This is a genomic window from Arthrobacter sp. MW3 TE3886 (assembly GCF_041262145.1).
Taxonomy (GTDB): Bacteria; Actinomycetota; Actinomycetes; order Actinomycetales; family Micrococcaceae; genus Arthrobacter.
In genome coordinates, this window is the sequence record NZ_JBGCAN010000001.1 from 3,569,132 (window position 1) to 3,582,180 (window position 13,049).

Annotated in this window: 9 protein-coding genes and 1 pseudogene; 1 reads left to right on the plus strand and 9 read right to left on the minus strand. The window is 67.9% G+C overall.

The window, feature by feature from the left end:
• Window positions 1-35 precede the first annotated feature (35 nt).
• The 7 genes and pseudogenes from secA to mtrA form a co-directional block, all read right to left on the minus strand.
• The gene (secA, locus tag ABH915_RS16215; RefSeq protein WP_370123172.1) at window positions 36-2,774 is read right to left on the minus strand and encodes a preprotein translocase subunit SecA; all 2,739 of its coding nucleotides are present in this window, start codon (window positions 2,772-2,774) and stop codon (window positions 36-38) included.
• 103 nt (window positions 2,775-2,877) lie between these two features.
• The gene (locus tag ABH915_RS16220; RefSeq protein WP_018775208.1) at window positions 2,878-4,095 is read right to left on the minus strand and encodes a winged helix-turn-helix domain-containing protein; all 1,218 of its coding nucleotides are present in this window, start codon (window positions 4,093-4,095) and stop codon (window positions 2,878-2,880) included.
• A 33-nt stretch (window positions 4,096-4,128) separates the two neighbouring features.
• A complete protein-coding gene (gene hpf, locus ABH915_RS16225; RefSeq protein WP_370123175.1) occupies window positions 4,129-4,854 on the minus strand; it encodes a ribosome hibernation-promoting factor, HPF/YfiA family in 726 nt (241 codons plus the stop codon).
• A 156-nt stretch (window positions 4,855-5,010) separates the two neighbouring features.
• Window positions 5,011-5,976, minus strand: coding sequence for a ComF family protein (locus tag ABH915_RS16230; protein ID WP_370123177.1), 966 nt, complete (start codon window positions 5,974-5,976; stop codon window positions 5,011-5,013).
• Between the two features lie 159 nt (window positions 5,977-6,135).
• Window positions 6,136-7,855 (minus strand): annotated as a pseudogene (locus ABH915_RS16235) (LpqB family beta-propeller domain-containing protein).
• Entirely contained in the window at window positions 7,852-9,780 is a 1,929-nt protein-coding gene (mtrB, locus tag ABH915_RS16240) for an MtrAB system histidine kinase MtrB (RefSeq protein ID WP_370123180.1), read from the minus strand. The pseudogene ABH915_RS16235 and the gene mtrB overlap by 4 nt, the downstream one beginning before the upstream one ends.
• A gap of 109 nt (window positions 9,781-9,889) precedes the next feature.
• Window positions 9,890-10,564: an MtrAB system response regulator MtrA gene (gene mtrA, locus ABH915_RS16245; protein ID WP_026538469.1), complete on the minus strand. Its 675-nt coding sequence runs from the start codon at window positions 10,562-10,564 to the stop codon at window positions 9,890-9,892.
• Between the two features lie 180 nt (window positions 10,565-10,744).
• Between mtrA and ABH915_RS16250 the strand changes: the two genes are divergently transcribed.
• A complete protein-coding gene (locus ABH915_RS16250; protein ID WP_370123184.1) occupies window positions 10,745-11,476 on the plus strand; it encodes a DUF4166 domain-containing protein in 732 nt (243 codons plus the stop codon).
• 63 nt (window positions 11,477-11,539) lie between these two features.
• Here ABH915_RS16250 and ABH915_RS16255 read toward each other — a convergent pair whose 3' ends face one another.
• On the minus strand, window positions 11,540-12,583 hold the full coding sequence (locus tag ABH915_RS16255; protein WP_370123187.1) for a hypothetical protein: 1,044 nt from the start codon (window positions 12,581-12,583) through the stop codon (window positions 11,540-11,542).
• A gap of 2 nt (window positions 12,584-12,585) precedes the next feature.
• Complete coding sequence (locus ABH915_RS16260) at window positions 12,586-13,002, minus strand: chorismate mutase (RefSeq protein WP_370123190.1); 417 nt, start codon at window positions 13,000-13,002, stop codon at window positions 12,586-12,588.
• Between the last annotated feature and the right edge of the window lie 47 nt (window positions 13,003-13,049).

The window sequence follows — 13,049 nt, forward strand, 5'->3', positions numbered from 1 at the left end:
AAATGCTCCGGTCCTCCCGTACGTTGGCGTCGTGCCTAGCGCCGCTTCTTCTTCGCAGCGCGGCGGCCAATGTCCTGCGCCGCGGCCTTGGCCGGGTTTCCCGAACGACCGGAGACCTTCGCCTCGATCCGGGTCTGGGCGGCACCGTCCTCGCCAGGGGCGGTGTACTGCAGCTGCGCGGGTTTCTCCGGGGCTTCGAGTCCGGCAGCATGGATCTGCGGCTCGTGGTGTTCGGTGTGCTGGCCCTGGGCGTCCGCCACCACAACGTCCTCCGCCGGTGTCACTTCGACGTCGAGGTTGAACAGGAAGCCGACACTCTCCTCGCGGATGGCCTCCATCATGGCCTGGAACATGATGAAGCCCTCGCGCTGGTACTCCACCAGGGGGTCACGCTGGGCCATGGCGCGCAGCCCGATGCCCTCCTTGAGGTAGTCCATCTCGTAGAGGTGTTCTTGCCACTTGCGCCCGATGACGGACAGGACAACCCGGCGCTCCAATTCGCGCATGCTCTCGGAGCCGATCGCCTGCTCCCTGGCCTGGTACACCAGACGGGCATCGGAGAGGATCTCTTCCCGGAGGAAGTCGACCGTGATCCGGGACTTGCCGCCGGCCTCGTCAATGACGTCGCGCGGAGAGAAGCTCACGGGGTAGAGCGTCTTGAGATTCGACCACAGGAGGTTGAAGTCCCAGTCATCGCCCGTGCCCTCGGCTGTGGCTGCGTCGATGAAGGCGTTGATGGTGTCTTCCAGGAAGTACTGGACCTTCTCGTGGAGGTCATCGCCTTCGAGGATGCGGCGGCGGTCACCGTAGATTGCCTCGCGCTGGCGGTTCAGGACGTCGTCGTACTTCAGCACGTTCTTGCGCTGTTCGGCGTTGCGGCCCTCCACCTGGCCCTGGGCCGAGGCGATGGCGCGCGAGACGAGCTTGGATTCGAGGGCGACGTCGTCCGGCACCGAGCTGTTCATGAGCCGCTCGGCCGCGCCGGAGTTGAACAGACGCATCAGGTCATCGGTCAGCGAGAGGTAGAACCGGGACTCGCCGGGGTCGCCCTGGCGTCCGGAACGCCCGCGGAGCTGGTTGTCGATGCGGCGGGACTCGTGCCGTTCAGTGCCGAGCACGTAGAGTCCGCCCAGGTTCAGGACTTCCTCGTGCTCGTCCTTGACGGCCTGCTTGGCGGATTCAAACACCTCGGGCCATGCGGCCTCGTATTCCTCGGAGTTCTCCTCCGGGTCCAGGCCGCGCTTGGCCATTTCGGCGACGGCGGTGAACTCCGCGTTGCCGCCGAGCATGATGTCGGTACCGCGGCCGGCCATGTTGGTCGCGACCGTGACGGCGGCCTTGCGGCCGGCCTGGGCCACAATGGACGCTTCACGGGCATGGTTCTTGGCGTTCAGGACCTCGTGCCGGACGCCTTCCTTGGCCAGCAGCCGGGAGAGGTATTCGCTCTTCTCGACGCTGGTGGTGCCGACGAGGACAGGCTGGCCCTTTTCGTGACGTTCGGCGATGTCCTTGACCACGGCGTCGAATTTGACGGTCTCGTTCTTGTAGACGAGGTCGGCCTGGTCGATCCGTGTCATGTCACGGTTGGTGGGGATGGCAACGACGCCGAGCTTGTAGGTGCTCATGAACTCGGCGGCCTCGGTCTCGGCCGTGCCGGTCATGCCCGCGAGCTTGTCGTACATGCGGAAGTAGTTCTGCAGCGTGACGGTGGCGAGCGTCTGGTTCTCGGCCTTGATCTCGACGCCTTCCTTGGCTTCGATGGCCTGGTGCATGCCTTCGTTGTAGCGGCGGCCGGCGAGAATGCGGCCGGTGTGCTCATCGACGATCAGCACCTCGCCGTCGAGGATGACGTAGTCCTTGTCGCGCTTGAACAGCTCCTTGGCCTTGATGGCGTTGTTCAGGAAGCCGATCAGGGGCGTGTTGGCGGACTCGTAAAGGTTGTGGATGCCGAGGTAGTCCTCGACCTTTTCAATGCCGGCCTCGAGGACACCCACGGTGCGCTTCTTCTCATCGACCTCGTAGTCGGTCTCGGCCTGCAGGCGCATGACCACCTTGGCGAATTCGCTGTACCAGCGGTTGGTGTCCCCCTGCGCCGGACCGGAGATGATGAGCGGGGTGCGGGCCTCGTCGATGAGGATCGAGTCCACTTCGTCGACGATGGCGAAATGGTGGCCGCGCTGGACGAGTTCCGAGCTGTCCCACGCCATGTTGTCGCGCAGGTAGTCGAAGCCGAATTCGTTGTTCGTTCCGTACGTGATGTCCGCGGCGTACTGCTCGCGGCGCAGCGCAGGGTCCTGGTTGGAGAGGATGCAGCCGCTGGTGAGGCCGAGGAAGCGGTAGACGCGGCCCATGAGGTCGGACTGGTATTCGGCGAGGTAGTCGTTCACGGTGACGACGTGGACGCCTTTGCCGGTAAGGGCGTTGAGGTAGGCCGGAGCGGTGGCCACCAGGGTCTTGCCTTCACCGGTCTTCATTTCGGCGATGTTGCCCAGGTGCAGGGCGGCGCCGCCCATGAGCTGGACATCGAAGTGGCGCATGCCGAGGGTACGGGACGAGGCCTCGCGTACCGCCGCGAACGCTTCGGGCAGCAGATCGTCGAGCTTCTCGCCGGCCAGGTGGCGTTCGCGCAGACGGTCAGTTTCTTCACGGAGCTCGGCGTCCGTGAAGGTCTGGAAGGAGCTCTCCAGGGCATTGATGGAATCGGCATAGTTCCGCAGTTGCCGCAGGGTTTTTTTGTCACCCGTGCGGAGAAGTTTTTCGATAAGTGATGCCACGTGAAGTTGCTCCCAGTCTCAAGCTGCCGAATTCTGGCGTGTTTAGTCTACGGGAGAGACGCCGGGCCGGTGGCGCCTGTTCCCTCACAGCGGATAGTGCGGTTCACCGGGCAGCCATGGCTTCGGCGAGCGCCGGCGCAAGGTTCCCCGTTGGCGAGACAACTACGTCGTCCAGTCCCAGCCACTCTGCCATGAGCTGCAGTTCCGCGGCGAGTTCGACGGCGGTGTCCTCCGGCGCGCCGGGTTCCGCATGGGCGGCCCTGGCCAGGAGCCGCCCGCCGGCCCGGTCCGCTTTGAGGTCGACCCGTGCGACGATCGCGTCGCGGAGCAGGAACGGCAGGACGTAGTAGCCGTACTTCCGCTTCGGCTCGGGCGTGTAGATCTCGATCCGGTAGTGGAACCCGAAGAGCTCCTCGAGCCGCCGGCGTTCGAACACGAGGGAGTCGAAGGGGCTCAGGAGCGCCCGGCCGGTGGCTGAGCGCGGCAGTTTCGCCTCCGTGTGGCGGTACAGGGGCCGGTCCCAGCCGGCTACCGTGACCGGCTGCAGCCGGCCGCTGTCCACAAGGTTCCGGACGGCCACGGCGGCGTCCTTCTGCGGTGTCCGGAAGTAGTCGGCGAAGCACCGCACGGTCCCAATACCGTGGGCCTGGGCCGCGGCGTCGATCAGCCGGTCCATGGCGGCGGCCGCATCCGGTTCAGGTGCCGCCGCTTCCCCGTCCGGTCCGGGCAGCACCCGGGCTGTGAGGGTGTAGCGCCGCTCGAAGGATTCGGTCCGCGAGGATGCGGAGACAAGGCCCTCTTCGAAGAGGTGTTCGAGCACCCTTTTGACGGCGTTCCAGTTCCAGCCCCAGTTGTCCCGCTGCTGGTCTTCCACGTGCCCGAGCCGGGCTGTCAGTTCGGCGGCGGTCAGCGGCTTCCCGCCGGCCAGGGTTTCGAGCACCTTGGCCGCCACGCCGTTGCGCAATTCGGGGTCCATCGCATGCGCGCCCACCCATTTGCGGCTCTGCCACTGCACGAGATCGTGGAAGTGGTCCGGGCGGATGAAGCAGGCTTCGTGGGCCCAGTACTCCATCATCCGGCGCGGGTGGGTCCCCGCCATGCGCGCCAGGATGGTGCGGTCGTAGTTGCCGAGCCGAGAGAAGAAGGGCAGGAAGTGGCTGCGGGACACCACATTGACGGAGTCGATCTGAACCAGGTGCAGCCGGGCAAAGGTACGGCCCACCGCCCGCGCATTCACGGGTCCGGTGGGCCGTTCCTTGTCCAGTCCCTGGGCTGCCAACGCGATCCGCCGTGCCTGTGCCAGGCTCAGCGATGCTTGCACGTTAGTCCCTTCGTCGGAAAAGTCTGCACCAGCTTATGCGCTGGCGGGCTCATCCTCTGAACGGTAGGCCACGATTTTCTCTTCCAGACTCGAATGTCCGGGTTCGCACGTCTGGTCCAGGGAGATGACCCCGTAGGTCCAGCCGTCACGGCGGTAGACGACCGACGGCGCCTTGGTCTCCTTGTCCACGAAAAGATAGAAGTCGTGACCCACAAGTTCCATGTTGTCGACGGCGTCATCGAGGGTGAGCTGGGACGCGGCGAACACCTTGCGGCGGATCAGCACGGGCGAGTCGCCGGCCGGAATATCGTTCTCGACCTCATACGGCGACTTCTCTGCCGCCGTCGCCTGGCTCTCCTGCTGCTGCGCCGCCTCGACGTAGAGGGGTTCGCTGGGGCTGGCCGGCTCCAAGGCTGCCGTCGCCTCGGTGACGGACTTGGGGGTATGCCGGCCGTGGTGGACCTTTCTGCGGTCCCTGGCCCTGCGCAGGCGTTCAAGAAGCTTGTTGTAAGCGAGATCGAACGCAGCGAACTTGTCGGCGGCACTCGCTTCTGCGCGGATTACTGGGCCGCGTCCCAGGACTGTCAACTCAACCGTGAGCGATTCGGCGGTCTGGCGGGCCTTGGTCTCTTTGGTGACCTTCGCGTCTACCCTCTGGACCTTGTCTCCCAACGACGCGATCTTTGAGATCTTGTCGTCGGCATATTCGCGGAACCGGTCTGAGACCGTCAAGTTGCGTCCGCTGATCATGAACTCCATGGTGCCCTCCAAATGACTTCGGTGACACGACGGCGGTACTTCCCGGGGGCCGATCTGACTGACAGTCGAGCCCCTTTCCGAGCCGCTATCGACAGGTACATCTGTTCTTGGTACCCATCTTCGACGTTAGTTCATAGACACCTGTTATTCATCCTTTTACGGTTTATTTTTTTGGGTCCCGCCGATCGTCCGCGCCGCCGCGGGGCTGGCGGCGCCGACATCGGCGGCGGCCGGCGGGCGTGTCGCGGCCAGCACAACGGCGCCGCTGACAATGGCCCCCGCGGCCCGGAGCGCACGGGCCGCCTCCGCCAGTGTAGCGCCGGTAGTCAGCACGTCATCGACGATGATGCAGGGACGTCCTTCGACTCGCGCAGGCCACGGACCGGACCTGGCCCGCATGGATCCGCGCACGCGCCGGGCGCGCTCACCCCCGCCCAGTCCCTTCTGTCCGCCGGGCAGGGAGCGGGCCCCTGTGGGGCCGGCCCGTAACCGGTCCCACAGGGGGAAAGCCGGGGGTTTCGTGGTCCGCGCGGGCGGCACGGATTTCCGCAGCGCGTCCGCGACGGTGAACCCTGCGAGTTCATTGCCGCGGGCGAGCCGACGGAGCAGGAGATGGACGGGGCTGAAGCCCCGCATGCGGAAAGCGGCGGCGCTCGTGGGCACGGGGACGAGGACGAGTCCCTGCCCGGGCCCGGCCGCGGCGTGGAGGGCGCGCGCCAGGCCCCGGGCCAGTTCGGCGCCCAGCCGGGCCTGCCCGTGGCGTTTGAAGGACAGCAGGCACTGCGCCAGCTCGGCCCGGTAGGCCCCGGCCGCCACCACGGGCAGCAGCACGGAGCCGTCCATGTCCATCAGGGCCGGAGCCTGGGCCTCTGCCCGGAACGGCCTGAGCGTCAGCAGGCGCAGCTTCCGGGAGCACGCGCCGCAGAGTGCGGAGTCCTCCGCCCCGCAGCAGACGCAGTCCACCGGAATGGCCAGGGCGAGCACCTCAGCCGCCGCTTCGGCTGTCCGGTCCCCCAGCCTCGCCAGCGGCCGCGCGTAGCTCCCGCGGTGTCGGGCCGCCCTGGCCGCGGCCGGGGCGAGGTCAGGATCGGCGGACGGGACGCGGGTGGTGTGGCTGCCCATCCTCCGATCCTGGACCGGGTACGCCCCGAGTAGTAGCCCGGCGGGCAGCCATGTGGACAACACCCCGGCCGGAACCGTCACCGGATCCCGGTGATGGCGGCCCCGCCGTCGGCGGCGTCGCCGTCATCGATGCAGGGGCGCCTTCCGAGGGGGCGCCGGTCAGCCGGGGAACGAGGGGTCGATGGGGCCCTTGAGCTGCGGTGACCAGCCGTTGCCCAGCCGCTGGAAGATCCCTTCCGCGGACTGGCCGTAGATCTCGGCTGGTCCGTTGCCTGCGCTGAGGGCGGTCAGCCCGGGCCACGGCGCCAGCTGCTGCGGCTGTGCCGAGGTCAGCGACAACAGCTCGGGGGTGACGGCATCGCTGGCGGAGGCCTTCATGACCGCGACTGTGGTGTCATCCACCCAGACGCCTTGATCCGGATCCCGTGGAGTCAGGAGGGTCAGGGGCACGGTCAGGTCCCTGGGGGTGCCGTCCGCGTTCCGGATGATCCCGGTGATCTGGACCTTGCTCTTGCCGTTCTGCTGGGAAATGACGAGGGCACGCGTGCCGTCCCGGGAAATCCGGAACTCCTTGACCGTCCGGCCCGAGAGCCACCCCGGCGACAGGGTGACGGTGGGTACGCTGGCGTTCTCCGCCACACCGACCGGCCGGTAGGCCACCACCTCGGTGGCGCCGCCGGCACCCGGCCCGGCGGTCCAGACCCAGTCGTACCGGCCGAACGAAGGCCGGGACAGCGCGGCCCGGGTGGTCAACGCCCTGGCGGGCTGGCCCGGAACGATCGAGTACAGCGTGGTGCGGGCGGCGTTGAGGAACGCGGCCGCCTGCGACTCGGTGGACTCCGCGGGCGCCCGGGGTGACAGGGCTGCGACGGACCGGACGTCCGGGAGCGGTGACAGCCTGTTGTTTTCGTACCGGACCAGGTCATTGTTGCTGACGGCGATCTGGTAGGCGGGGACGCTTTCGTTCTGGACCGGAGGCAGGACCGTGCCGTTGTCCTCGACGCGCACCAGGTCCTGGTTGGCCCGGAGCTCGACATTGATCACATCGGGCTGGCTGCGGAACGTCAGTGCCAGCTGCGTCTGCATCCGCAGCCGGTCCTCGTTGGAGGCCTCGACCAGGTCCTTGGCGGTGAGATCCACCTGCGCGGCGCCGGAGACAACGGGCACTGACTCGCGGGCCAGCTTGATGCCCGAAGGGAACGCGCTGACGACGGCGCCCTTGAGGTAGGGGGCGGGTCCGCCCAGGAGGGCGCTCGTCATGGCTTTGACGGTCTTCTTGCGGATGAACCACCGGACATCGGGCACCGCATAGGTGAACGTGGGGTCGTAGAAGTAGATCGGGTAGGCGCCGTAGATGACTTTGAAGGTCTCTTCCGGGATGGCGGTGCCGTCCGGAAGATGCGGAGATTCGCCACTCACCGTCCACCTGGGTCACGGTGACGGGTATGTTTTCGGTGGTGCCCTCGGGAAGCTGCGTGGCCACGCCGTCGGCGTCTACCGAATAGGCGAGGTCGAGCTGGTAGTTGAATTCGTTTTCGACGCCGGTGGCCACCACAGTGGCCTTGCGGAACACGAGCGCCCGCTGGTCCGGCTTCCACGTCACCGACGAACCCTGGGTGAGGTATTGCCGGGCCACGGCGTAGTCGTCCTCGTAGCCGCTGCCGGCGAGGTAGAAGTCTTCGATCACCGCTTCGGGTCCGGCGCCGGGACGCGGCGCGGCCGGGAAGAAGACCGGGGCGTTGGGGTTGCCCGCGCTCTCGTCCGTGCTCTTGCCCACCGGCCCCGAGCGCGGAATCTGGGCGCACGAGGTCAACAGAAGCAGGACGAGCGCCAGCAGCGCAACTCCCACGCGGGTGAACTTGCCCGAAACCCCACTCATGCCCTGCCCTCCGTCCCGGTTCCCCGGGTTCCGGCCGAACCGCCGTCCGGGATTGCCCCGCCGGCGGCACCGCTGCCGCCGTCGCCAGAAAAGTCGCCATCGAAACCGTCGGCGTATCCGCCCGCGGACCCCTCAGCACTGGTCCCGCTGCCCGCGGTCCGTAGCGGGTCCGGCAACACCACGGTCCGCTGGCGGCCTGCCTCGGGGAGCCCGACGTTGACCGGTTCGAGCTGGAGCGGGGACCTGGTGATCGGCTCGTCCCGGCGCAGGGGAAGGGTCAGGCGGAAATTCGACCCGTGCCCCTTGCTCCCCCAGGCCTGCAGCCAGCCGTCGTGGAGCTTGGTGTCCTCGGCGGCAATGGACAGTCCCAGCCCGCTGCCGCCGGTGGTGCGGGCCCGGGCCGGATCGGCGCGCCAGAAGCGGTCGAAGACGCGCGCCGCCTCCGCCGGGGTCATGCCGATTCCGTGGTCCCGAACGGCCACGGCCACGGCGGTGTCGCTGGCGGCCACGGAAACGTTCACCGGCCGGCCCTCGCCGTGTTCGAGGGCGTTCAGGATCAGGTTGCGCAGGATCCGGTCGATCCTGCGGTCGTCCATATCGACAATGACGCTGCCGGCCTGGGCGTTGAGGGTGACGGCGGACCCGTATTCGGCGGCGACGGGCGCCACCGCCTCAATGACTTGCGCGACAAGTTGCACAATGTCGGTGGGCTCGGCGTCAAGGGTGGCGGCGCCGGCGTCAAAGCGGGAGATTTCCAGCAGGTCCGCCAGGAGCGACTGGAACCGTTCCACCTGGTTGTAGAGCAGCTCCGCGGAGCGTTTGTTGATCGGGTCGAAGTCATCGCGGGCGTCATAGAGGACTTCGGCGGCCATGCGGACCGTGGTGAGCGGTGTGCGGAGCTCGTGGGAGACATCGGAGACGAACCGCTGCTGCATCTGGGAGAGCGTGGCCAGCTGGGTGATTTGTTCCTGGAGGCTTGCGGCCATGTGGTTGAACGAGGCACCAAGCCGGGCAACCTCGTCCTCGCCTTTGACCACCATGCGCTCCTGCAGCTGGCCGGCGGCGAGCTTCTCGGAGACGACGGCGGCATGGCTGACGGGGCTGACCACGTTGCGGGTCACATACCAGGCGACGCCGCCGATCATGAGCACCAGCAGCGCGCCGCCGGCCAGCAGGACATTCTGGATCTCGTCCAGCGTCTTCTGCGCCGTATTGAGGTCATAGATGAGGTAGAGCTCGTAGACGGTGCCGTTGAAGGTCACCTTGTTGCCGACGGCGATGCCGGGCCGGTCTTCGGTCCCTACCGGGAACTGGGTGGACGCCCAGTACTGGTCCTTGCCCGAGTCCTGCACAGCCTTGCGCAGGTCCGGGGGGATGACGCCGATGGTGAGTTGGTCCGAGGCCCGGGATTCAACCCAACGGTTGCGCGGCTTGGTCTGCTCCGGCATGGCCTCGAAGACGTAGCGCCGCTGGATCACGGATCCGCGGCCTTCGACGGCATTCAGGGTGTCATAGACCAAGGTGATGACGCTGGACTGGTCCGTGACCTGGGCGCCGTCGAACGTGTCCTGGACCTGTTTGACGTTGTAACGCGTCTCCGATTCGGCCTGGGCGAGCCGTTCCTGGAACAGGTTGTTGGCGATCTGGTTGGACAGGTAGGCGCCCACAACAGCGAACGAGCCCATGGCCAGCATCAGCGTGGTCAGGACGGTGCGGAACTGCAGGGACCGCCGCCACTTCCGCTGCACCGCCCGGAGCAGGTACAGAATGCCGGGCCACAGGCGCTGCATCCCGGTGCGGACCAGCCGCGCGACCCGGACGCCCACGATCCTCGCGCGCTTGGCCCACAACCGGGTCCGGAAGGCGAGACGGCGCAAAGGGTCCGGCCCGCCGCCGGCCGGCGGCGTTTCGGGCGCGCGGGGCATCGAGGTGCCTGCTGATGACTCTGGCGATGGCGCCGCGGATGGCTCGGCCGGCCTCGTGTCCGGCGACGTATCCGTTGCTATGGCCTGCCGGACACTGCGGTCCGCAGGCTCAGGAACCTGCTTTATAGCCGACACCACGGACCGTCAATACAACTTCGGGGGCTTCCGGGTCGCGTTCGATCTTGGACCTCAACCGCTGGACATGGACATTGACCAGCCGGGTGTCGGCAGCGTGCCGGTAGCCCCAGACCTGCTCCAGGAGCAGTTCGCGGGTAAAGACCTGCCACGGCTTGCGGGCCAGGGCAACGAGGAGGTCGAATTCCAGCGGCGTCAAGGAGATCCGGTCGTTGCCGCGGCTGACCAGGTGGCCGGCCACGTCGATCGTGACATCGGCGATCCGCAGGGTTTCCGGGGCCTTCTGGTCACCCGGGCGGAGCCGGGCCCGGACCCGGGCGACGAGCTCGGCGGGCTTGAACGGCTTGGGCACATAATCATCGGCCCCGGACTCGAGGCCGCGGACCACATCCGAGGTATCCGCCTTGGCAGTGAGCATCACGATCGGGACGTCGGACTCGGCGCGGACCTGGCGGCAGACCTCAATGCCGTCCATCCCCGGAAGCATGAGGTCGAGCAGCACGAGGTCCGGCTTGGAGGAGCGGAACACGTCCAGCGCCTGTGCGCCGTCAGCGCAGAAGACGGGTTCGAAGCCGTCGTTGCGCAGCACAATACCGATCATCTCGGCCAGTGCCTCGTCATCATCCACTACCAGAATGCGTGCCTTCATAGTTATATATTCCCCCATTGAATTGGCTTTGTCGTATCGGGCGGCCCGCCGGCATGGTGCTACTGGGCCTGCACCCGCTGCCGGAACCCGGCCGCCGTACGGGACGCTGTGACAATTGCCGCGTTGTCCTGCATGCTGTGGACAGGCCCAGTGAACCGGCCCGGACCGCAGGAGGAACCCGTGAACACCCCGATCTACGAGCGTGCCCTGGGCAGCGACTTTGCCCGATTGCAGCCGGAGCTTCAAGAATACTTTGCTTTGGCGCCGGGATCCGGCCACTATGGCGTCGGCGAGGGGGTGTTCGACGTCGTCGGCTGCCGGCAGGCCTGGCTGCGCCCCCTGCTGCGGCTCACCACCGGCGAGCAGGCCTTCTTCCCCGAATACGGCGAGGGCGTGCGCTTCCGGATCGAGAACCACGCCCACCTGGACCCCTTTGGCCGGTCAAGCCTGACGGCCCGCCGGGAAATCTTCTTCCCGGGGACCACCCGGCTGTTCCAGGACACCACCAGCTTTGATGACGGCGACGACGGCGGGCCGGCTAACGGCGGGCGCGGGCCAGGGCTCGTGGACTACGTGGGCCGGTACCGGCGGCTGGTCACCGACCTCAATCTCAGCGTCACACCGGAGGGCCGGCTGCGCGGCGTGTCCGAGGCGTCGCGGCTGTTCCTGGGACCGCTCCGGATCCCGCTGCCGGCTGCCTTCGATGCCAAGGCCTACGCCGAGCAGTGGTGGGAGCCGCAGGACGGCGGCCGGCACCGGATCCAGGTCAAGGTGATCCAGCCCCAGCTCGGCCTGGTGCTGGTCTACGCCGGCCATTTCGACTACCGGCTCGAGCCCTACCCCGGCGGTATCGCGACGCCGGGCTACCTGCCCGGGCACGCCCGCCCGGACGGCTGGGAAAGCAGGGTCTGACCGGGTCCCCGGCGGCCGGGGCCCGGTTGCGGCCCGGGCCCGCCGGGGGCTTAAGGTGCCGGGCTAACCGAGGGCGAGCTGGTTGAGGCCGTCCGCGACCTGGGTCAGGCGGGTCAGGACCGCTGCCGCAGTGGCGGGCGAGTGCCGGGCCAGGCCCTCCGACGGCGTGACCCGGAGCGCCCCGAGCGTGGACGCGGGGAGACCCAACTGCCGCCATGGGCGCCACACGTCTTCCACGACGTCGCGGACCCTTGGCAGCGACGCGGCAGGGTCGGCCACGTCCAGCGCGCCGGCCCAGAGCCGCTTGCCGGCCTCCACCGCGCCCGCGAGTTGTTCCCACTGGCGCGACGTCAGTGCCCGAAGCGGCACGGCGATTCCATCCGCGCCTGCCGCCAGGATCCGCTCGAACGGCGCCTCGACCTCGGAGACCGCCACTACGGTTTCGACGGCGCCCGCGGCCCGGAGCGCGTCGATCACCAATTGCCAGGACTCGGTAACCTCCCGGCCCGGCACCGAGCGCAAGGTCCGGTAACCGCTGGCGGTGGGAATGGTGCCGGCCAGCACCGAGGCAATTTCGGGTTCGTCGATCTGGACGACGATCCGGGCACCGGGGGCGGCCGCCGCCACCCGCTTGAGGTAGCCTTCCACGCCTGCCGCGAGCGAGTCTGCGATGTCCCGGCGGGCTCCGTAGTCGATCAGGGCCCGCTCACCGTTGTGCAGGTGCAGGCCGGCGGCAAGGCTGAGCGGCCCGCGCAGCTGGATCTTGATATCGTCCGACGGCACTTCCTCGACGCCGATCACGTCCGCCAGGATGTTGATGTCGGTGGACAGGGCCGACTTGGCCCGCTGCAGGTCCTTGCCGGGCCGGTCCACGAACCGCCATCCATGCGGCTGGACGTCGACGGCGAGTTCCACGAGCAATGAGGCGGTCCGGCCCAGGGCATCGGAGCCGACGCCGCGGTCGGGAAGTTCGGCGAGGAACGGCAGGTGCGGGCTGCCCAGTTCACCGCGGATGATGCGCGCGGCCTCGGCCGGATCCTCGCCCGGCCAGGGGCCAAGGGCCGTCGCGGTCACCTGGCCCGGTGCGGGAGCCTCTGATGCGGCCATGGCTAGGCGCCCGCGGCGCGGGCGGCGTCCGCGGAGCCGGAGGCCTGGGCGGCCTGGTGGTCCTCGGCGATGGCCTCGTGGTGGCGGATGACCTCGCCGATGATGAAGTTCAGGAATTTCTCCGCGAACGCCGGGTCCAGGTGGGCCTCGGCGGCGAGGTGCCGCAGCCGGGCGATCTGCGCCGTTTCGCGGCCCGGGTCCCCGGCGGGAAGTTGGTGCGCGGCCTTGAGGAAGCCGACCTTCTGGGTGGCTTTGAAGCGTTCGGCGAGGAGGAAGACCAAGGTGGCATCGATGTTGTCGATGCTGGAGCGGATCGACAGCAGCTCCGCCATGACCGCGGGATCCACGGAACCGGCCAGGGAGCTTGCCGCCGGGTCGTAGGAATCGGTTTCGGGAAGATTGGGGTTCTGCTCGGTCATTGACCCAGTCTAGGGGTTCGGCGGCCAATGCCTCCCGCTGTTAAGCA